Genomic DNA, 20,096 nt, shown 5'->3' on the forward strand with positions numbered 1-20,096 from the left:
TGGACCGTGACCGTATCGCCCCGCGCCACCCTTCCCGAGGTCGCCGGTCCTGCCGGCGGACCCGCGCCCGCCGACCGGACCGCCCAGATCGTCTCGCCCGATCCGGACGAGCGTACGCGTGACCGTGTGCTCTCCGCCGTCCTCGAGCGGGGGCCCGTCAGCGCGGCCGAACTCGGAGATCGCCTCGGATTCACACCCGCCGCCATGCGCCGCCACCTCGACGCCCTCTCCTCCGACGGCCTCATCGAGGTCAAGCGCGTCCGCAGTTCCGCGACCGGTGCCGGTCGCCCCGCACGCCGCTACGTCCTGAGCCAGCGCGGCCAGACGAAGCTCGGCAACGACTACCTCGACATCGCGACCGCCGCACTGGCCCAGCTCGGCGAGGCTGCCGGCCCGCAGGCCATCGAGGACTTCGCCCGCACCCGCTTCTCGGGCATGGAGGAGCGCTACCGCCCGATCGTCGAAGCCGCAGGGCCCGATCTCGAGGCGCGAGCCCACGCCCTGGCAGGTGCGCTCACCGCCGACGGGTTCGTGGGATCGACCAAGACGGTGGGGCTCCCACAGGGGCGCGGTCCGCGCACCAACGCCGCGATCCGGCCCGTGATGCTGAGCGTCCAGCTCTGCCAGGGACACTGCCCCATCCAGGGGCTCGCCTCGGCGTTCCCGGCGTTCTGCGAGCAGGAGACGGGCGTCTTCGCCCGCCTGCTCGACGTCGATGTCCGCAGGCTGTCGACGCTGGCCGCCGGCGGGCACGTCTGCACCACCCACATTCCCCTGGGACGGACGACGGCGGCTCCGGCCGCCGTGGCCGGCCCGGACGCAGCCGGCGCCGACGCGCAGCCGGTGGCTCCGGACGCCGGTCCCCCCAGCAATCCAGCGACGTTATCCATCCATCAGCAAGGAAGGCCATGATGACGGATCAAGTAGACCGCAAGCCAGTTGCATCGGCAGTGCCGGAGTCGGTGATCAGCGACATCCTCGAGAAGAACCCCGAACTCGAGGGCATCGGAACCTACCAGTACGGCTGGGCGGACAAGAACGAGGCGAGCGACAACGCGCGCCGCGGTCTGAGCGAGGAGGTCGTGCGCGACATCTCCGCCAAGAAGAACGAGCCCGAATGGATGCTCGATCTCCGCCTGAAGGGCCTCAAGTACTTCGACCGCAAGCCCATGCCCGCGTGGGGTGCGGACCTCTCCGGGATCGACTTCGACAACATCAAGTACTTCGTCCGCTCCACGGAGAAGCAGGCGAACACGTGGGAGGACCTCCCCGAGGACATCCGCAACACCTACGAGAAGCTCGGCATCCCCGAGGCCGAGCGCGCCCGCCTCGTGTCCGGTGTCGCCGCCCAGTACGAGTCCGAGGTGGTCTACCACCAGCTGCGCGAGGACCTCGAGCGCCAGGGCGTGCTCTTCCTCGACACGGACACCGCGCTGCGTGAGCACCCGGAGATCTTCAAGGAGTACTTCGGCACCATCATCCCCGTCGGCGACAACAAGTTCGCGTCGCTGAACACGGCCGTCTGGTCGGGCGGTTCCTTCGTCTACGTGCCGAAGGGCGTCCACGTCGAGATCCCCCTGCAGGCCTACTTCCGCATCAACACCGAGAACATGGGCCAGTTCGAACGGACGCTCATCATCGCGGACGAGGACTCCTACGTGCACTACATCGAGGGCTGCACGGCCCCGATCTACACGTCGGACTCCCTGCACTCGGCCGTCGTCGAGATCGTGGTCAAGAAGGGCGCGCGCGTCCGGTACACGACCATCCAGAACTGGTCGAACAACGTGTACAACCTCGTGACCAAGCGCGCCATCGCCCACGAGGGCGCCACCATGGAGTGGATCGACGGCAACATCGGTTCCAAGGTCACCATGAAGTACCCGGCGGTCTACCTGGTCGGCGAGCACGCCAAGGGCGAGACGCTCTCGATCGCCTTCGCCGGCGAGGGACAGCACCAGGACACCGGCTCGAAGATGGTCCACATCGCGCCCAACACCAAGTCCTCGATCATCTCCAAGTCCGTTGCACGCGGTGGCGGACGTGCCGCCTACCGCGGGCTCGTCCAGGTGCGCGACGGGGCCAAGCACTCCGCGAACACGGTGCGCTGCGACGCGCTGCTGGTCGATACCATCTCGCGCTCGGACACGTACCCGTACGTGGACATCCGCGAGGACGACGTCACCATGGGCCACGAGGCCACCGTGTCGCGCGTCAGCGAGGAGCAGCTGTTCTACCTGATGTCCCGCGGGCTCCCCGAGGACGAGGCCATGGCCATGATCGTGCGCGGCTTCATCGAGCCGATCGCCCGCGAGCTGCCCATGGAGTACGCGCTCGAGCTGAACCGGCTGATCGAACTGCAGATGGAAGGGGCCGTAGGCTAGCGATGGCTGAGACCACCCACACGGAAATTTCACCCGACACCGAGGGCGAGGTCACCGATCTCGGAGACCTCGACGAGAAGGCCCGCCTGGGCGCCCCCTCGGGCGCCGCGGCGTCCATCGACGGGTTCACGGAGGAGGGCGAGAGCCTCTCCGCCGACGACCAGGGCTCGGAGCAGCTCGGCCTCAAGAAGCACAGCCATGGCAACGCGCCCGTGGTGCCCGAGGCGTCCCGGGGCGAGCGGCGCAGGTCCTTCGACCTCGCCGACTTCCCGTCCCTCACGGGCCTCGAGGAGGACTGGCGCTTCACCCCGCTCAAGCGCCTGCGGGGACTGCACACCGATGCCCTGACCGGCACGGCTCCCGCGGTGAATGTCACCGGCGCCGGGAACGTCACCGTCGAGACCGTGGATCGCAGCGACGCCCGCCTCGGCACCGCGGCCACGCCCGAGGACCGCGTCTCCGCCGCAGCGTGGAACGCGTTCTCCGACGCGACCGTGATCACCATCCCGAAGGAGACGGTGGCCGACGGCGAGGTCATGGTCAGCGTCACCGGCTCGACCTCCGGCGCGGCGGCCCAGCACATCCTCATCCACGCCGAGGCCTTCTCCAAGGCCGTCGTCGTGCTGGACCACACCGGTTCGGTCACCCTCGCCCAGAACGTCGAGATCATCGTCGGCGACGGTGCCGAGCTGACCGTCGTCAGTGTCCAGGAATGGGACGACGACGCCGTGCACGTGTCCTCGCAGCAGGCGAAGGTGGGCCGTGACGCCCGCTACAAGCACGTCGTCGTCAGCCTCGGTGGCGACCTCGTGCGCCTCACGCCGTCGTCGATCTTCACCGCCACCGGAGCCGAGGTCGAGATGTACGGACTGTACTTCGCCGACGCCGGCCAGCACCTCGAGCAGCGCCTCCTGGTGGACCACGCCGTGCCGAACTGCAAGTCACGCGTCACCTACAAGGGCGCCCTGCAGGGCGACGACGCGCACACCGTGTGGGTCGGTGACGTGCTGATCCGCAAGGCCGCCGAGGGTACGGACACCTACGAGACGAACCGCAACCTGATCCTCACGGACGGCGCGCGGTCGGACTCGGTGCCGAACCTCGAGATCGAGACGGGCCTCATCGAGGGTGCCGGCCACGCCAGTGCCACCGGACGCTTCGACGACGAGCACCTGTTCTACCTGATGGCCCGCGGGATCCCCGAGAAGGACGCACGCCGCCTCGTGGTGCGCGGCTTCCTCACCGAGGTCATCCAGCAGATCAAGGTGCCGTCCCTCGAGGAGCGGCTCTCCGCGTCGGTCGAGCGTGAGCTCGCGGCAGGGAACCTCTGATGGCGGAAGCACCCCGCGGCGAGCTCATCTGCGATGTCGACGACATCGAGGTCAAGCAGGCGCTACGCGTGCTGATCGACGACTATCCCGTCGTCATCGTCCGCGACTCGGACGGCGAGATCCACGCACTGGGCGATACCTGCTCGCATGCGGACATCTCCCTGTCGGAGGGCGACGTCGAGGGATGCGCCATCGAGTGCTGGGGCCACGGGTCCCAGTTCGACCTGCGCAGCGGCCAGCCGCTGCAGCTCCCCGCATACGAGCCCGTCCCGGTGTTCGCACTCGAGATCCATGACGGCAACGTCTATGTCGATATCACGACGGTCACCAACGGAGCCCCCGCGCCGCAGTTCGGCTGACGCCGGCGCCGTCCACGCACACACTTCCTGCAGAGCAGGCGAAGGAGAAAGAACACGATGTCCACACTTGAAATCAAGGACCTGCACGTCAGCATCGACACCGACCAGGGAAACATCCCCATCCTCAAGGGCGTCACGCTGACGATCAACACCGGCGAGACCCACGCGATCATGGGGCCCAACGGTTCCGGCAAGTCGACCCTCGCGTCGACGATCGCCGGCCACCCCCGGTACAAGGTCGACAGCGGTTCGATCACGCTCGACGGCGAGGACGTCCTCTCCATGAGCGTCGACGAGCGCGCTCGCGCCGGTCTCTTCCTGGCCATGCAGTACCCGGTCGAGGTCCCCGGCGTCACCATGACCAACTTCCTGCGCACGGCCAAGACCGCGCTCGACGGCGAGGCCCCGAGCCTGCGGCACTGGACCAAGGACGTCAAGACGGCCATGGCCCAGCTGCGCATCGATGCCGACTTCGCCCAGCGCAACGTCAACGAGGGCTTCTCCGGCGGTGAGAAGAAGCGCGTGGAGATCCTGCAGCTGGAGCTCTTCCGCCCGAAGTTCGCGATCCTCGACGAGACCGACTCGGGTCTCGACGTCGACGCCCTGAAGGTGGTCTCCGAGGGCGTGAACCGCGAGCACTCGAAGGGTGAGATGGGCACGCTGCTCATCACGCACTACACGCGGATCCTGCGCTACATCAAGCCGGACTTCGTCCACGTGTTCGTCGCCGGGCGCATCGCCGAACAGGGCGGCCCGGAACTCGCGGACCGCCTCGAGGAAGAGGGCTACGATCGGTTCACGGCCGCGGTCGAGGCCTAGGACCTTCAGGATTCCCGGCACGCACGCGTGCCGGACCGCTCGAAAGGAAGAGTGCGATGAGTGATGTGCAGCAGGCGCAGACCGCGCTGGACGACGTCGAGGAAGCGTTGCGGGACGTGATCGACCCGGAGCTCGGCGTGAACGTCGTGGACCTCGGGCTGCTCTACGGCCTGAACTACGCGGAGGACGGCGCCCTCCTGATCGACATGACGCTCACCACCGCGGCATGCCCGCTGACCGACGTGCTCGAGGAGCAGGTGGGCCAGGCGCTGGACGGCGTGGTGGACGAGTGGCGGTTGAACTGGGTGTGGATGCCCCCGTGGGGTCCGGAGCGGATCACCGAGGACGGCCGCGACCAGATGCGGGCGCTCGGCTTCAACATCTGAGCCGGGCATCGGGCAGTTCCGGAGAGGGCGGTTCCAGCACACGCTGGGACCGCCCTTCCTGCGTCCCATGGCGGATCCGAGGGTTGCCGGGCACCGCCACGGGCGGCGGCGCGTCAGGGTCCGTCCGGGTCGCGGTCACGTCCGATGCCGCTCCCGGCGGCGCGGCGTCCGAGGTGGCCGTGCCCGTCGTGATGGCCGTCGTGCCCGTCGCGGTCATCGTCTCCGAGGCCCCGTGCAGCCAGCGCTTCACCCGTCCGATGGGCGTAGGCCACGGCGCCGATCACCAGCGGGGTCACGGCCACGCGCGGGTCCCGCTCGAGACCGCGTGCACGGGCGGCCTCGCGGACGTCCACGAACAGCCCCGCGAGGTACGGGATGCTCCGCAGCATGACGGAGAGCGTGAGGGCGAAGCGCTCGGGATCGGCGCCGACCGCTCGGAAGGGGCCGGCCAGCCGGACCACCCCGTCGAGGAGGACCTGCGTCGGCGTCGTGAGAGTCAGGGCCCGCGCCGCCAGGAGGCATGCGGTGATGCCGCCGACCACCGTGAAGGACCGCAGCCACCCCTGGCCGATGCCCTGGTACAGCGCGAGGATGCCGAGGACGGGGGCCGCGGGCAGGAGCATCCGGAGGATCCGGAGGGGGGACAGGCGCGCACCGATCACGAGTGCGCCCAGGGCGAGCACCAGCACACCGGCCGTGGTGACCGGTGATCGCCAGGCGACGACGGCGACCGCGCAGGCGAGCGAGGCGGCCGCCTTGACCGACGGGGGCGTCCGGTACAGGAATCCGCGTCCGGGCCGGTACAGGCCGAGGGTGCTGCCGAAGCCCCTCATCGCCGGCCGTCCCTCACGGCCGAGGCGAGATCCCGGTACCGGGCGACGGCGTCGGCGGGAACGCCGTCGAACACCACGCGACCGTCGTCCACGACGAGGGTGCGGTCGCTCTCCAGGGCGAAATCGAGATTGTGGGTCGTGAAGACCACCTGCTGGTCGAGGCCCGCGATGAGTGAGCGGATGCGCGCGTCGTTGCGCAGGTCCAGCAGCGTCGTCGGTTCATCCGCGACCAGGATGCGCGGCTCCACCGCGAGCACCACGGCGAGGGCGAGGATCTGCCGCTCGCCGCCCGAGAGGTCGTAGATGCTGCGGTCGGCGAGGTGGTCGAGGCCGAATCGGCGCAGGACGCCGTCGGCCCGGGCGCGGCGTTCCGTTGCCGGGAGCCGGCGCGCGCGCAGGGACAGTTCCACGTCCTCGCGGCCCGTCGGCATCACGAGTTGCGACAGGGGGTCCGTGAAGACGAAGCCGACGGCCCGGCGCACGGCACGTCCGGCCGTCCGGGTGTCCTCGCCGAACACCGCTACCGCTCCCTCCGAGGGGACCAGCAATCCGTTGATCAGGCGCAGCAGCGTCGACTTGCCGGAACCGTTGGCGCCGATCACCGAGACACGCCGCTCCCTGAGGGTCAGCGTCAGCGGATGCAGGAGCACGCGGGCGTCGTCGTCGTCGGTGCGGACGGCGGCGCCCCTGAACTCAATCACGGGGGGCGCGCGTCCCGGTGGTGAGGAGCCGCGGGAACGCACGGTGCACCGAGACGGCGAGGACGGCGGCCAGGACGTTCTTGGCCACGTCGCCGGGCAGGTAGGCGGCGTCCACGACGAGGGCGTCCCCCAGGGGGAGCCCGGCATTCACCACGAGCCCGGCGACACCGAGCGGATGGACGGTCAGGAGACTGGCCGCGAGGCAGGCGAGGAAGAGAAGGAGGGTGCGGAACCGGCGTGCCCTGCGCACCACGACGACGGCGAGCAGGCCGGCGACGAAGGCCGCGAGGGGGAACGCCACGAGGTAGCCGGCGGACGGCCCGGCGAGGACGCCGAAACCACCGGAGAAGCCGCTGAAGACCGGCAGGCCGACCAGCCCTGCCGCGAGGTAGAGCAGGACGGCCGCGGCGCCGCGCGCCGGCCCGAGGACCACGCCGGCGAGCATCACCCCGAGAGTCTGCAGTGTGATGGGCACCCCGAGCGGACCGACCGGTATACCGGGTAGGATTGCAAGGGCGGCGATGAGGGCGGCAAAGACCGCGACCAGCGAGAGATCGGTGGTATCCCACCGCTTGCGGGACGACGGGCGGCCGGCGCCGCCCGCTCCGGCGACGGTCTTCTCCAGTGGCTGCACGGCGGACTCTCCTCCAGCAGGCCGGAGTCGCACCGGCTACTCCGGTGATTTGTCGACTTCCTCCAGCCGTTACTGCTTCTGTACCGACACTAGCGCCGGTCATTCCGGGATCCCTTGTGGGATTCCTACAAGAAATCGCCGTCCTCGGCACCATGGAAAGGCCTCATCGTGATCAACGTATCGAACCTGGAGCTGCGGGCCGGCGCCCGCCTGCTCATGGACGAGGTGTCCTTCCGCGTGGACAAGGGCGACAAGATCGGCCTCGTCGGACGCAACGGCGCCGGCAAGACGACACTCACGAAGGTCCTGGCAGGGGAGTCGCTCCCTGCCGGCGGCACGGTGACCCGCTCGGGCGAGATCGGCTACCTCCCGCAGGACCCCCGCACGCCGAACATGGAGCAGCTGGCCCGGGACCGGATCCTCTCGGCCCGGAACCTCGACGCCGTGGTCGGGGAACTGCGCCAGGCCCACGAGGACATGGCGAGCGAGAAGACCTCCGTGCGGAACAAGGCGATGGCCCGCTACGACCGCATCGAGGCCGCCTTCCTCGCCGGCGGAGGCTACGCGGCCGAGGCGGAGGCGGCGTCCATCTCCTCGAACCTGGCCCTGCCCGAGCGCATCCTCAACCAGCCGCTGAAGACCCTCTCCGGCGGTCAGCGCCGGCGTGTGGAGCTGGCCCGCATCCTCTTCTCGGGCGCGGAGACGATGCTCCTCGACGAGCCCACCAACCACCTCGACGCCGACTCCATCGCCTGGCTGCGTGACTTCCTCAAGAACCACCAGGGCGGCCTGATCGTGATCAGCCACGACGTCGAACTCCTCGAGGCGACCGTGAACAAGGTCTTCCAGCTGGACGCCAACCGCGCGACCATCGACGTCTACAACATGGGCTGGAAGCGGTACCAGCTCCAGCGCGAGACGGACGAGCGCGCCCGCAAGCGTGAGCGCGCCAATGCCGAGAAGAAGGCCCAGGTTCTCATGGACCAGGCCAACAAGATGCGGGCGAAGGCCTCGAAGGCCGTCGCCGCCCAGAACATGGCCAAGCGCGCCGAACGCCTGCTCGGCGGCCTCGATGCCGTGCGCGCCTCCGACCGCGTGGCGGCCCTCCGCTTCCCGGAACCGTCTCCGTGCGGCAAGACGCCCATGACGGCCGAGGGCCTCAGCAAGTCCTACGGATCGCTGGAGATCTTCACCGACGTCGACCTCGCGATCGACCGCGGGTCGAAGGTGGTGATCCTCGGCCTCAACGGAGCCGGGAAGACCACGCTGCTGCGCATGCTCGCCGGCGTGGACAAGCCCGATACCGGGCAGGTCATCGCGGGCCACGGCCTCAAGGTGGGCTACTACGCCCAGGAACACGAGACGCTGGACACGCAGCGCACGGTGCTGGAGAACATGAAGTCCTCCGCACCGGACATGCAGGACGCCGAGGTGCGCGGGATCCTGGGGTCCTTCCTGTTCTCGGGCGACGACGTCGACAAGCCCGCCGGTGTGCTGTCCGGTGGCGAGAAGACCCGCCTGGCCCTGGCGACCATCGTCGCGTCCTCGGCGAACGTCCTGCTGCTCGACGAGCCCACCAACAACCTGGACCCGGCGAGCCGCGCCGAGATCCTCGGTGCCCTGAAGAACTACAGCGGCGCCGTGGTGATGGTGAGCCACGACGAGGGAGCCGTCGACGCGCTCGACCCCGAGCGCGTGGTCCTGCTGCCGGACGGCGTCGAGGACCTCTGGAACCAGGACTACCTGGAGCTCGTCACCCTCGCCTAGCCTCCGCCGGCACCACCGGGGCCGGCGGAGCCTGCACGGGTATCACCGGAGCGCAGCCGCTAGGGTGGTGGCGTGGATCTCGACCGGCTCCGGAGCTCGTGCCTGTCCTTCCCCGGCGCCTACGAGGACTATCCGTTCGGCCCGGAGGTGGCGGTGTTCCGGGTGCGCGTGCCGACCGCGCCCCCGCGTCCGGGGAAGATCTTCGCGCTGGTCCCCGTCGACCGCGCGCCGTCGTCCATCTCCCTCAAGTGCGACCCGGCGCTGGCCGTCCAGCTTCGTGCAGCGCACCCCGAGATCACCGGCGCCTGGCACCTCGACAAGAAGCACTGGAACGGCGTGCGCCTCGACGGCGACCTCCCCGCCGGGACGGTGCGGGACATGATCGAGGACTCCTACGACCTCGTCGTCGCCTCGCTGCCCGCCGCCGCGCGGGCCGCACTCGGCTGGGCCCCTGGGGCACCGGAAGGGTCCTGATGCGCGCAGGACCTAGCGGATGCCCTGCGCGTCGAGGATCGCGTCCTCTTCCTCCTCCGACGACGGACGTCGACGCCGGCGGACCGGCTGCTCGGGGAGGGTGCCGTCCTGCTCCGCGTCGCTCCGGCGTTGCTGGCGCGCCGCGTAGCCGAGGCCGACGAAGGCCAGGACCCCGAAGGCGAACCACTGCAGGGAGTAGGACAGGTGCGGCCCCTCGTCGATCGAGGGCTTGGGCGCTGCGAGCGGTGTCTGCGACGCTGCCGGGCGCTCGAGCGCCAGGAGCCCGTAGGCGGCGTCCTGCACCGGGTAGTCGAGCCGGTCGGCGAGCGCGGGGAGATCGATCGACGCGACCTGGCCCTCGGGGGCGCCGCGGTTGACGGCAGGCTCTCCCGGCTTGGTCCTGGCGGTGACCTCCACCTGCCCGGCCGGGGGCTCGGGGACCTCGTCGGGGCGCCCGGCCTCGGCATTGCCGATGGGCAGCCAGCCCCGGTCGATGATCACGGCCGTGCCGTCGTCGAGCCTGAGCGGGGTCAGCACCTCGTACCCCGGCTGCCCGTTCATCGGGCGGTTGCGGACCACCACCTGGTTCGCGACGTCGTAGGTCCCCACGAACGTCACCGGAGACCACTCACGGGAGGGGTCGTAGTCGTCGAAGCCGTTCTCCCCGGGCACGTAGCGTTCCGGGGCGGCGTCGTAGTTCGCCACGATGCGCTGGATGTCCTCCACGACGGCCTCGCGGCGGTCGAGTTGCCAGCGACCCAGGGCCACGCAGCCGGCGGCCAGCACCACGACCATGGCGAGCCAGCCGAGCCATCGGGCGGAGAAGAGGAAGCGGTACACCTAGCGGGTCTCCAACGGTCGATCGGCGGTGAGGGGAAGCGTCTGCCTCCAAAGACCGCGGTCCCGGAGGTACTCCTCGAACCACGCGACGTGGTCCGGGCACGATGCCCAGGCCTTCCGGCGTTCGGGGGTATGGATACGCGGGTTGTTCCAGAGCAGCTGCCACTCGGCCCCGTTCCGGCAGCCCTTGCGCGAGCAGACCGGCCCGTCGCCCGCTGCGGCCGTAGGGGGTGAGAACAGCCCGAGGCCCGCGGTCGAGGTGCCGACCGCGGGCCGAAGGCCGGAGGGGAGATCAGGCATCGCCACCGGGCCTGCTGTTGCCGGCGGCAGAGGACCCGTGCGCCGCGGGGTGGGCGGTGTCGTCGAGGATCTCGCCGCTCAGGATGTCATCGCCGTCGTCCGGATCGCTGTCGACCACCTTCGCCTCGAGCTCCCGCACCGGAGCGCGGTCGATCAGTGCGTCGCTGTGCCGGATGTTGCTGGTGTCGCTGCCGCCGTTCGCCACGATCACGGCGAAGTAGGGCAGGAAGACCGCTCCGGCGATCATCACCCACTGCAGCCACACGTAGGGGACGACGAAGATCAGGACGAAGCAGACGAGGCGGATGCTCATCGAGACCGTGTACCTGATCATTCGTGTACGCATTTCCTCGCTGTGTGATTCACGAGCGTCGGAGATGCTGTGGACGTCTGTGTCGTGCTTCGTTTGTTTACTCATCACACTCCAAAAAGACTCCCTCCATTGTCTCACTCGGGCTCCCGTTCCCGAAGTTGAGGGATGCGCCGCTAGGATCGTCGGGATAGTTTGACGGAAGAGCCGCGGAACGGGCCCGGAGGGGCTGGGACGCCCCGCCGGATCGCAGCGCGATCCCCGATACAGAACAACGCGGGTCCCTTCCGGTCCCGCAGACAGAGGAGTTTCCCCTTGGCATCTGGTGCAGACAGCACGACGACGACAACCGGTCGCAGCGTCCTCATAACCGGAGGAAACCGGGGTATCGGCCTCGCCATCGCCAAGGTATTCGTAGCCAACGGCGATAAGGTTGCCATCACCTACCGAAGTGGTGAGATCCCCGACGGGATGCTGGGCGTCCGGGCCGATGTCACGAGCGAGGAGCAGATCGACGCCGCCTTCACCCGTGTCGAGGCGGAGCACGGGCCGGTGGAGGTCCTCGTGGCGAACGCCGGCATCACCCGGGACACCCTCCTGCTCCGGATGAGCGAGAGCGACTTCACCGACGTCATCGACACGAACCTCACCGGTGCGTTCCGGGTGGTCCGGCGCGCCTCGCGCGGCATGATCCGCCTGCGGCGCGGCCGCGTCATCCTCATCTCGAGCGTCACGGGCCTCTACGGCGCCCCCGGCCAGATCAACTACTCGGCGTCGAAGGCGGGACTCGTGGGCATCGCGCGCTCCCTGACCCGCGAGCTGGGCTCGCGGGGGATCACGGCGAACGTCGTCGCTCCCGGCTTCATCGACACCGACATGACCGCGGAACTGCCCGAGGAGACCCGGAAGAGCTACCTGGCCACCATCCCCGCCGGGCGCTTCGCATCCCCGGACGAGGTCGCCGGCGTCGTGTCCTGGCTGGCCGGCGACTCCGCAGGCTACATCTCCGGTGCGGTCATCCCGGTGGACGGCGGCCTCGGCATGGGTCACTGACCCGCGCACGACACCTGCGGCACCCCAGCATGATCCCAGCGGCATCCCGGCAGCACCCAGAATTCCAGTAGAAGGAGCACCATGGCCACCCTCGAGGGCACCACAGCAATCGTCACCGGATCCTCCCGCGGCATCGGCGCCGACGTCGCGCAGCAGCTCGCCGCGCAGAGCGCGGCCGTCGTCGTCAACTATCGCCAGAAGGCGCCGCGCGCCACCAAGGTCGTCGCGGCGATCGAGGCGGCCGGCGGCAGGGCCGTCGCCGTGGGAGCGGACCTGACCACGCCGGAGGGACCGGCCGCGCTGGTCGACGCCGCCGTCTCCACCTTCGGGGGACTCGATCTGCTGGTGCTCAACGCCTCCGGCGGCATGGAGACGAACATGGGGGAGGACTACGCGCTCAAGCTCAACCGCGACGCGCAGGTCGGCATGCTGACGGCGGCCGTCGAGGTCATGCCGGAGGGGTCGCGCGTGGTCTTCATCACGAGCCACCAGGCGCACTTCATCGAGAAAGTCGCCACCATGGACGCCTACGAACCGGTGGCCCGCAGCAAGCGGGCGGGCGAGGATGCGCTGCGCGCCCTGATCCCGCAGCTCGACGAGAAGGGCATCTCCCTGGTGGTCGTGTCCGGCGACATGATCGAGGGCACGGTCACCGCGACCCTGCTCGACCGGGCCACCCCGGGTGCCATCGAGGCACGCCGGCAGGAGGCCGGGCGCCTGTACTCGGTGGCCGAGTTCGCCACCGAGATCGTCCGGATGGCGACGGCCGACGTGCCGAGCGGCCACACGGAATACGTGGGCGGCGCCGAGGACTTCCTCGCGAAGAGCTGACCTACACGCCTGCCAGGTGGCGGACGACGTCCAGGTCCGGCAGGTCCAGGGCGGCGTCCGCCACCGCGCGGACGGCCGGCTTCGCGTTGAACGCGACACCCAGGCCCGCCGCCGCCAGCATGTCGAGGTCGTTCGCGCCGTCGCCCACCGCCACGGTGGCGGCGAGCGGGATCCCGGCGTGCTCCGCCTCGGCACGGAGGGTGCGCTCCTTCTCCCGGCGGTCGACCACCGCACCGGCGACGCGCCCGGTCAGGACGCCACCCACGATCTCGAGGTCGTTCGCCTTCGCGAAGGACAGCCGGAGGCGGTCGGCCAGGGGCGCGAGGACCTGCGAGAAACCTCCCGACACGACACCGACGCGGTGACCGGCCGCGAGATACGCCTCCACGAGCCGCTCGGCGCCGTCGCTCAGTTCGATGCGGGCCACCACTTCCTCGATGACCCTCGCCGGCAGTCCCTCCAGCGCGCGCACGCGGTGATGGAGTGACTGGGCGAAGTCGAGTTCGCCCCGCATCGCGGCCTCCGTCACGGCAGCCACCTCCGCCTCGCGGCCGGCGTGCGCCGCGAGCAGTTCGATGACCTCCTGCTTGATGAGCGTGGAGTCGACGTCCATGATCAGCAGCTTCGGTCCCGGCCCGTACACCGCGGCCGGGACATACGCGGTGCCGATGCCGGTCGTCGAGGTCCACGCGGCGAGGGCGGCGCGCACCGGTGCCGCTGCGGCCGGGAGCACGACCTCCAGCGTCAGGACGTCGTACGACGACGTTCCCGCGGAGGACGCCTCCGTCACGTCGACGCCGAGGGCTTCAAGGATTCCCGTCAGGTCACGGCGGTGGCCGTCCTCGAGCGTCGCTGCGTAGGCGACCACCCTGGCGTTGTCCGGCATGTGTCCGCTCCTGTCCGTGCCGCTGCCGCGGCGTCGTCGAATACTTGTCCCGAGGCCGTGAGGTCTCACGGTGAAGGCGCCGTCCCCGTGGGCGGTCCGTGCGCCACGGGAGCGGAGCCGGGGACCCGCCGGGCGGGCGCCCCGTGCCGGAGGCTCTTCGGTTTCGCCACGGGGCCGGTCCTTAGCCTAGTGTCTAGGACCATGAGGAACGTTCTGGAACTGGCGGGAGTGAGCCTCGTCAGGGGCGGCAAGACCCTTCTCGATGACATCGACTGGCAGGTCGGCGAGGGGGAGCGCTGGGTGGTCATGGGCCCCAACGGAGCGGGCAAGACCACCCTGCTGCAGCTCGCCGGCGCACGCCTGCACCCCACCCGCGGCGTGGTCGGCATCCTCGACGAGGTGATGGGCGCGGTGGACGTCTTCGAGCTCCGCCCGCGCATCGGGCTCGCCTCCGCGGCCCTGGCGACTCAGGTCCCGGAGCACGAGACGGTCCTGAACGTCGTCGTCACGGCCTCCTACGGCGTCACCGGCCGGTGGCGCGAGCAGTACGAGCGCCTCGACGAGCGACGCGCGTTCCGCCTGCTCGACACCTGGGGCATGTCCCGTTTCATGAATCGCCCGTTCGGCTCCCTGAGCGAGGGCGAGCGCAAGCGTGTCCAGATCGCGCGGGCCCTCATGGCGGACCCCGAACTGCTGCTCCTCGACGAACCGGCCGCCGGTCTCGACCTCGCGGGCCGCGAGGACCTGGTGCAGCGCCTCACCGAGCTCGCCCGGGACGAGGAAGCGCCGGCCATGGTGCTCGTCACGCACCACCTCGAGGAGGTGCCCCCCGGCTTCACGCACGCGCTGCTCCTCCGCGACGGCAGCATCGTCGCCGCCGGGCCCGTCGCAGGCGTCCTGACCGAGGAGAACCTCAGCGAAGCGTTTGACGTCGCTCTCAAGGTCACCGAGGAGAACGGCCGCTACAGCGCGGTCGCCCGGGCGTGACCCCGCCGGCAGCCGGCCCCGCGTCCGGTACGCGCACCTGATGGCGCTCGTCCAGCTCGAGACCGTCGACGACCCCCGACTCTCGGACTACCGGAACCTCACGGATGTCCAGCTCCGCCTCGCGAAGGAGCCGGCCGAGGGCCTCTACATCGCCGAGAGCTCGAAGGTGCTGCGCCGCGCCATCGACGCCGGCCATGCCCCGCGGTCCTTCCTCCTGGCCCCGAAATGGCTGCCGGACCTCGCCGACGTCCTCGCGCGCTTCCCGTCCGTCCCGGCGTTCGTGGCGCCCGAGGCGACGCTCGAGGCCATCACCGGGTTCCACCTCCACCGCGGCGCCCTGGCCGCTGTGCACCGCCCGGCGCCCCTCCCGCTCGCCGACGTCCTCGCCTCAGCGCGGCGCGTCGCCGTGATCGAGGACATGGTGGACCACACGAACCTCGGGGCCGTCTTCCGCTCCGCGGCGGCCCTCGGCATCGATGCCGTGCTGCTGAGCCCCCGCAGCGCCGACCCGCTGTACCGGCGGTCCGTGCGCGTCAGCATGGGCAGCGTCTTCCAGGTGCCCTGGGTGCGGCTCCGCACCTGGCCGGACGACCTCGCCACCGTCCGCAGGGCGGGCTTCACCGTCGCCGCCCTGGCCCTGGTGCCCGGCGCACGGGAGCTCGGCGACTTCCCGGCCCGGGAGCAGGAGCGACTCGCCCTCATGCTGGGCACCGAGGGGGAGGGCCTGAGCTCCGGCGCCCTCGCCGAGGCCGACGTCGCGCTGACCATCCCCATGCACGGCGGGGTGGACTCCCTCAATGTCGCCGCGGCAGCCGCCGTCGCCTTCTGGGAGTGCCGGTATGACGACGGCGCGCGGCCCGCGCTTTAGCGTCGACGCCCCACCTGCGCTAGTATAGACAGCTGGCACTGTCGCCAACCTTTCAATTTCCCGTGCCTGGCAAAATCCAGGCAACCAGAGAAGGTAGTCCCGTGAAGTCTGATATCCACCCCAAGTACCAGTCGGTCGTGTTCCGCGACCTGGCCTCCGACAAGGCGTTCCTGACCAAGTCGACGGTCGGCTCGCCCAAGACCATCGAGTGGGAAGACGGCAACACCTACCCCCTCATCGAGGTCGAGATCTCCTCGGAGTCGCACCCGTTCTACACCGGCAAGCAGCGCATCATGGACTCCGCCGGCCGCGTCGAGCGCTTCAACGCACGCTTCAAGGGCTTCGGCGGCAAGAAGTAGCCCAGCTCCCCGCGAGCACCGGACAGACGGCCCCGTGCCCACCGTCCGCCAGGAAGAGCCACGCCGGTCCGGCGTGGCTCTTCCCGCTTAACGCCGGACCCGCCACCACACTCCGCCACCACACTCCGCCACCACACTCCGCCACCACACTCCGGTGTCGGACCCATCACCGCATCCCATCAGCACGGAGCCCGGCACCGGGCCCTACCGGAAGGCACTGCCATGGCTCACGCTCCGGACACCGACCGCCTGCACGGCGAGTACAAGACGCCCGGCGGCAAGCTCACGGCCGTGGACCTCGATGTGCGCGACGGACGCCTCGCCCACGTATCGGTCAACGGCGACTTCTTCCTCGAACCGGACGAAGCCCTCCTGGACATCAATGCGGCCCTCGAGGGCCTGCCCGCCAACACCGCGCCGGGAGAACTCGCCGCCGCCATCACCACACGGCTCGATCCCACCGCCGTCCTGTTCGGCTTCTCGGCGGAGGCCGTCGCCACCGCGGTGCGCCGTGCACTGGGCCGGGCCACGGGCTTCGCGGACCACCAGTGGGAGATCATCCCGCCCACACCGCTGTCCACCGCGATGCACGTCGCCATGGACGAGGTGCTGACCCGTGACGTCGGTGCGGGTGCCCGCAACCCGGTCCTGCGGTTCTGGGAATGGCAGTCGCCGTCGGTCGTGATCGGGAGCTTCCAGTCCATGCGCAACGAGGTGGACCCGGAGGGCGCCGCCCGGCACGGTGTGACCGTGGTCCGCAGGATCAGCGGCGGCGGCGCCATGTTCATGGAGCACGGGAACGCCATCACGTACTCGCTCTACGTCCCGCAGTCCCTCGTGGACGGCATGAGCTTCGCGGACTCATATCCCTTCCTCGACGCCTGGGTCATGGAGGCGCTGGAGGAGCTCGGGATCCGGGCCTGGTACCAGCCCCTCAACGACATCGCCACGGACATCGGGAAGATCGGCGGCGCGGCCCAGAAGCGGCTGGCGAACGGCGGCATGCTGCACCACGTGACCATGAGCTACGACATCGATGCCGACAAGATGCTCGAGGTCCTCCGCATCGGCAAGGAGAAGATGTCCGACAAGGGCACGAAGAGCGCCAAGAAGCGCGTGGACCCGCTGCGACGCCAGACCGGCATGTCCCGGGAGCAGATCATCGACGTGATGATGTCCACCTTCCGCCGCCGCTACGGTGCGGTGGACACGACCCTGTCCGACGACGAACTGCGGCGCGCCGAGGAGTTGGTGGAGCACAAGTTCGGCACCGGGGAGTGGCTCTACCGCGTGCCCTGAACCTGTGCGCGGAGGGCGCGCAGCAGATGGTCCCGCTCCTCGACGACGATGCGCCGCAGGGCGGCGGGCGCATCCGCGTTGGCCGTGAGCCACTCGTCCGTCCTCCGCACGATCGGGTGGGACTCCGGCGCACCCGAGGCATCCTGACGGCCCGGGTACAGCCCCCGGACGATCCTGCTCGCCATCTCGATGCCGCGCTCGGACCAGACGCGGCGCAGCGCCTCGAAGTAGGGCTCCTCGTAGCTCGCCAGGAGTTCGTGCGGGCCGAGCAGGAAGCCCTCGATCGCGGCGCTGAGCAACTCGTTGGACAGCCGCTCACCCTGCACGGCCTCCGTCCACGTCGCCTTCTTGATGGCTGCGTCCGGTATCGCAGCGGAGGCCAGCGTGAATCCGACCCTGCCCGCCGCGGTCGGGTCGGCCGCGCGCTCGGCCTCCAGCTCGCCCGGCCGTACGCGCTGCTGCGCGGCGAGCCCCTGCAGGAAGAACCAGCGCACCTCGGCGTCGAGGGGCAACCCCGGGATCCGTTCATCGCCGTCGAGGACGGAGCGCACCACGTCGGCCGCCCGGGGAACGGTGCGGGCGGCGGTGGCGAGTGCACGGCCCCAGGCGAGCTGCAGGTCCGACCCCGCCCCGGCGCTCCGCAGCCCGTCCACCAGGAAGCGGCACATCCGGTCCCGGAGACCGTCCCGCTGGTCGGCGGGAGCGAACCGTTCGACCGCCGTGCGCACATTGGCCAGCAGGACCTGCAGGACGCCCACCCCCGTCTCGGCCGGTGCGGCGAGCAGGACGGCGTCGAGGTAGGAGCCCACCGGCAGGAGCGCATCCCTGGTGCTCGACCAGAGCGCGGTCAGGCAGGTGGCGCGTGCGAGGGGATCCTGCAGGCGGTCGATCGAGGACAGCAGGGTGGCGAGCGACCGCTCGTCGAAGGAGAGCTTCGCGTAGGTGAGGTCGTCGTCGTTGACCAGCAGGAGATCGGGCTGCGCTGCGCCGGCGAGCGCGGGCACCGGCGTCCGCCCGCCCTCGACCGTCACCGCCTCGGTTCCCGTCCGGACCAGGCGTCCCTCCGTGTCGAAGGAGTACAGGCCGAGCCGGATGCGGTGGGGCCGGGGCTCGTCCCGGCCCGTGACGGGGTCCAGGGCCTCCTGCACGATCGTCACCCCGGAGAGGACACCGTTCGTGGCGGAGACCTCCGCCCGGAGGGACGGCACGCCGGAGGTCTGCAACCAGGACCGCGACCAGGACCCGAGGTCCTGTCCCGTCGCGTCGGCCAGCACGTCGAGGAGGTCGGTGAGGGTCGTGTTCCCGTACTCGTGCTTCCGGAAGTACTGCCGCGCCGCCTCGGTGAAGGCGTCCCGGCCGACGAAGGCGACGAGCTGTTTCAGCACCGAGGCGCCCTTGGCATACGTGATGCCGTCGAAGTTCTGCTTCGCGGCCTCCAGGTCGGGGATGTCCGCGACGATCGGGTGCGTCGTCGGGAGCTGGTCCTGGACGTAGGCCCACGCCTTCCGGCGGTTGGCGAAACTCACCCACGAAGTGCTCCACCGCGTGGCCTCGGCCACGCCGAGAGCTCCCATGTAGTCGGCGAAGGACTCCTTGAGCCAGAGGTCGTCCCACCAGGACATGGTCACGAGGTCGCCGAACCACATGTGCGCCATCTCGTGCAGGATCGTGTTCGCGCGCGCCTCGCGCTGCGCCTCGGTGGCGGCCGACCGGAAGACGTAGTTCTCCGTGAACGTCACGAGTCCGGGGTTCTCCATGGCCCCGAGGTTGTACTCCGGTACGAAGGCCTGGTCGTACTTGCCGAAGGGGTACGGGTAGTCGAACAGCTCGTGGAAGAAGTCGAGGCCGCGCCGCGTCGTGTCGAGGATCTCCGGGGCGTCGAACGAGGGCGCCAGCGACCGGCGGCAGTACAGGGCGAGCGGCACCTCCAGGCCTTCACCCGCGGTCCCCGGTGTGCCCGTCCAGGAGCCGGTCTCCCGGTGGTAGGGGCCGGCCAGGATCGTGGTGATGTACGTCGAGATCCGCCGCGTCGGCTCGAAGGTCCAGTGCACGGTGCCGGTGCCGTCGTCGGACGGCAGGGCGTTCGCCTGTGCGCCGTTCGAGGCCACCGTCCACCCCGCCGGTGCCAGGACGCTGAACGTGAAGGACGCCTTGAGGTCGGGCTGCTCGAAGTTCGCGAAGACGCGGCGTGCGTCCGCCGGCTCGTACTGCGTGTAGAGGTAGGTCTCGCCGTCCACCGGGTCCACGAACCGGTGGAGTCCCTCGCCGCTCGTGCTGTAGGCGGCCAGCCCCTCGACCGTCACCGTATTGTGCGCTGCCAGATCGTCGAGCCTCACACGGGCGCCGTCGCCGGCCACTGCCGGATCCAGGGCGCGTCCGTTCAGTTCCACGGAGGTGACCTCCCCGATGAAGTCGAGGAAGGTGGAGCTGCCCGGCTCCCGGCAGGTGAAGGACACGGTGGTGGTGCTCCGGTACGTCCCCCTGGCGGGGTCCCTGGCATCCGAGAGGTCCAGTTCGACTGTGTAGCGCTCCGTCTGCAGCAGTGCCGAACGGGCAGCTGCCTCGTCCCGGCGCAGGTTCTCGTTCTTCATCCGGCCATTCAACCATGCACCCCCTCCGCTTCGTTTCGGGCGTGTTAACCGTGCGTGTACCGGCGTGTGCCGCGGTGTACCGGC

The 20,096-nt window shown here is 70.0% G+C and carries 22 protein-coding genes; 14 read left to right on the forward strand and 8 right to left on the reverse strand.

Going from position 1 to position 20,096, the window contains the following annotated elements; all coding sequences use genetic code 11:
* Positions 1 to 6 precede the first annotated feature (6 nt).
* From AC0Z9V_RS01610 to AC0Z9V_RS01635, 6 genes are read left to right on the forward strand one after another with little or no spacing between them, the layout of a single operon-like run.
* Positions 7 to 912 (forward strand): helix-turn-helix transcriptional regulator, encoded by a 906-nt coding sequence (locus tag AC0Z9V_RS01610; protein WP_485140512.1) that lies wholly within the window; start codon positions 7 to 9, stop codon positions 910 to 912.
* Positions 912 to 2,384 carry a Fe-S cluster assembly protein SufB gene (gene sufB, locus AC0Z9V_RS01615; RefSeq protein ID WP_133081888.1) on the forward strand — a complete coding sequence of 491 codons (1,473 nt, stop codon included), beginning with the start codon at positions 912 to 914 and terminating at the stop codon, positions 2,382 to 2,384. The genes AC0Z9V_RS01610 and sufB overlap by 1 nt, the downstream gene beginning before the upstream one ends.
* Positions 2,385 to 2,386: 2 nt before the next feature.
* Complete coding sequence (gene sufD / locus AC0Z9V_RS01620; protein WP_208741107.1) at positions 2,387 to 3,715, forward strand: Fe-S cluster assembly protein SufD; 1,329 nt, start codon at positions 2,387 to 2,389, stop codon at positions 3,713 to 3,715.
* Positions 3,715 to 4,074, forward strand: a complete 360-nt coding sequence (locus AC0Z9V_RS01625; protein WP_133081890.1) for a non-heme iron oxygenase ferredoxin subunit — start codon at positions 3,715 to 3,717, stop codon at positions 4,072 to 4,074. The genes sufD and AC0Z9V_RS01625 overlap by 1 nt, the downstream gene beginning before the upstream one ends.
* A 57-nt stretch (positions 4,075 to 4,131) precedes the next feature.
* Complete coding sequence (sufC, locus tag AC0Z9V_RS01630) at positions 4,132 to 4,893, forward strand: Fe-S cluster assembly ATPase SufC (protein ID WP_133081891.1); 762 nt, start codon at positions 4,132 to 4,134, stop codon at positions 4,891 to 4,893.
* 56 nt (positions 4,894 to 4,949) lie between these two features.
* Positions 4,950 to 5,279 (forward strand): metal-sulfur cluster assembly factor, encoded by a 330-nt coding sequence (locus AC0Z9V_RS01635; RefSeq protein WP_133081892.1) that lies wholly within the window; start codon positions 4,950 to 4,952, stop codon positions 5,277 to 5,279.
* 113 nt (positions 5,280 to 5,392) lie between these two features.
* Here the strand turns inward: AC0Z9V_RS01635 and AC0Z9V_RS01640 are convergent, their stop codons facing one another.
* From AC0Z9V_RS01640 to AC0Z9V_RS01650, 3 genes are read right to left on the reverse strand one after another with little or no spacing between them, the layout of a single operon-like run.
* Complete coding sequence (locus AC0Z9V_RS01640) at positions 5,393 to 6,112, reverse strand: energy-coupling factor transporter transmembrane component T family protein (RefSeq protein ID WP_459267858.1); 720 nt, start codon at positions 6,110 to 6,112, stop codon at positions 5,393 to 5,395.
* Positions 6,109 to 6,813 (reverse strand): energy-coupling factor ABC transporter ATP-binding protein, encoded by a 705-nt coding sequence (locus AC0Z9V_RS01645; protein ID WP_459267859.1) that lies wholly within the window; start codon positions 6,811 to 6,813, stop codon positions 6,109 to 6,111. The genes AC0Z9V_RS01640 and AC0Z9V_RS01645 overlap by 4 nt, the downstream gene beginning before the upstream one ends.
* The gene (locus AC0Z9V_RS01650; protein ID WP_244186226.1) at positions 6,806 to 7,447 is read right to left on the reverse strand and encodes a biotin transporter BioY; all 642 of its coding nucleotides are present in this window, start codon (positions 7,445 to 7,447) and stop codon (positions 6,806 to 6,808) included. The genes AC0Z9V_RS01645 and AC0Z9V_RS01650 overlap by 8 nt, the downstream gene beginning before the upstream one ends.
* 168 nt (positions 7,448 to 7,615) lie before the next feature.
* Between AC0Z9V_RS01650 and AC0Z9V_RS01655 the strand changes: the two genes are divergently transcribed.
* Both AC0Z9V_RS01655 and AC0Z9V_RS01660 read left to right on the forward strand, forming a co-directional pair.
* Positions 7,616 to 9,214, forward strand: coding sequence for an ABC-F family ATP-binding cassette domain-containing protein (locus AC0Z9V_RS01655; protein ID WP_133081896.1), 1,599 nt, complete (start codon positions 7,616 to 7,618; stop codon positions 9,212 to 9,214).
* A gap of 72 nt (positions 9,215 to 9,286) precedes the next feature.
* A complete protein-coding gene (locus AC0Z9V_RS01660) occupies positions 9,287 to 9,688 on the forward strand; it encodes an MmcQ/YjbR family DNA-binding protein (protein WP_459267861.1) in 402 nt (133 codons plus the stop codon).
* A 12-nt stretch (positions 9,689 to 9,700) separates the two neighbouring features.
* Here AC0Z9V_RS01660 and AC0Z9V_RS01665 read toward each other — a convergent pair whose 3' ends face one another.
* Genes AC0Z9V_RS01665 through AC0Z9V_RS01675 form a run of 3 tightly spaced genes read right to left on the reverse strand, consistent with a single transcriptional unit; the run spans position 9,701 to position 11,246 of the window.
* Positions 9,701 to 10,528 carry an SURF1 family cytochrome oxidase biogenesis protein gene (locus AC0Z9V_RS01665; RefSeq protein WP_208741119.1) on the reverse strand — a complete coding sequence of 276 codons (828 nt, stop codon included), beginning with the start codon at positions 10,526 to 10,528 and terminating at the stop codon, positions 9,701 to 9,703.
* Positions 10,529 to 10,828, reverse strand: a complete 300-nt coding sequence (locus AC0Z9V_RS01670) for a hypothetical protein (RefSeq protein ID WP_459267863.1) — start codon at positions 10,826 to 10,828, stop codon at positions 10,529 to 10,531.
* A complete protein-coding gene (locus AC0Z9V_RS01675) occupies positions 10,821 to 11,246 on the reverse strand; it encodes a DUF3099 domain-containing protein (protein WP_459267864.1) in 426 nt (141 codons plus the stop codon). Before AC0Z9V_RS01675 ends, AC0Z9V_RS01670 begins: the two co-directional genes overlap by 8 nt.
* A gap of 207 nt (positions 11,247 to 11,453) precedes the next feature.
* Between AC0Z9V_RS01675 and fabG the strand changes: the two genes are divergently transcribed.
* Both fabG and AC0Z9V_RS01685 read left to right on the forward strand, forming a co-directional pair.
* Positions 11,454 to 12,191, forward strand: a complete 738-nt coding sequence (fabG, locus tag AC0Z9V_RS01680) for a 3-oxoacyl-ACP reductase FabG (RefSeq protein WP_133081900.1) — start codon at positions 11,454 to 11,456, stop codon at positions 12,189 to 12,191.
* Positions 12,192 to 12,272: 81 nt separating this feature from the next.
* A complete protein-coding gene (locus AC0Z9V_RS01685) occupies positions 12,273 to 13,022 on the forward strand; it encodes an SDR family oxidoreductase (protein WP_485140513.1) in 750 nt (249 codons plus the stop codon).
* A 1-nt stretch (position 13,023) separates the two neighbouring features.
* Here the strand turns inward: AC0Z9V_RS01685 and serB are convergent, their stop codons facing one another.
* Positions 13,024 to 13,908, reverse strand: a complete 885-nt coding sequence (serB, locus tag AC0Z9V_RS01690; RefSeq protein ID WP_133081902.1) for a phosphoserine phosphatase SerB — start codon at positions 13,906 to 13,908, stop codon at positions 13,024 to 13,026.
* A 201-nt stretch (positions 13,909 to 14,109) separates the two neighbouring features.
* On the opposite strand from serB, the gene AC0Z9V_RS01695 reads away from it, so the two are divergent.
* The 4 genes from AC0Z9V_RS01695 to lplAB all read left to right on the forward strand — a co-directional run bounded on the left by AC0Z9V_RS01695 (position 14,110) and on the right by lplAB (position 17,421).
* A complete protein-coding gene (locus AC0Z9V_RS01695) occupies positions 14,110 to 14,895 on the forward strand; it encodes an ABC transporter ATP-binding protein (RefSeq protein ID WP_133081903.1) in 786 nt (261 codons plus the stop codon).
* A gap of 40 nt (positions 14,896 to 14,935) precedes the next feature.
* Positions 14,936 to 15,763 (forward strand): TrmH family RNA methyltransferase, encoded by an 828-nt coding sequence (locus tag AC0Z9V_RS01700; protein WP_133081904.1) that lies wholly within the window; start codon positions 14,936 to 14,938, stop codon positions 15,761 to 15,763.
* A gap of 101 nt (positions 15,764 to 15,864) precedes the next feature.
* Complete coding sequence (locus AC0Z9V_RS01705) at positions 15,865 to 16,122, forward strand: type B 50S ribosomal protein L31 (protein WP_105030659.1); 258 nt, start codon at positions 15,865 to 15,867, stop codon at positions 16,120 to 16,122.
* Positions 16,123 to 16,344: 222 nt separating this feature from the next.
* Complete coding sequence (lplAB, locus tag AC0Z9V_RS01710) at positions 16,345 to 17,421, forward strand: lipoate-protein ligase LplAB (protein WP_485140514.1); 1,077 nt, start codon at positions 16,345 to 16,347, stop codon at positions 17,419 to 17,421.
* Here the strand turns inward: lplAB and pepN are convergent.
* A complete protein-coding gene (pepN, locus tag AC0Z9V_RS01715) occupies positions 17,406 to 20,012 on the reverse strand; it encodes an aminopeptidase N (RefSeq protein ID WP_485140515.1) in 2,607 nt (868 codons plus the stop codon). The two genes, lplAB and pepN, sit on opposite strands and share 16 nt — an antisense overlap.
* Between the last annotated feature and the right edge of the window lie 84 nt (positions 20,013 to 20,096).

Source organism: Arthrobacter sp. UYP4 (assembly GCF_057291175.1).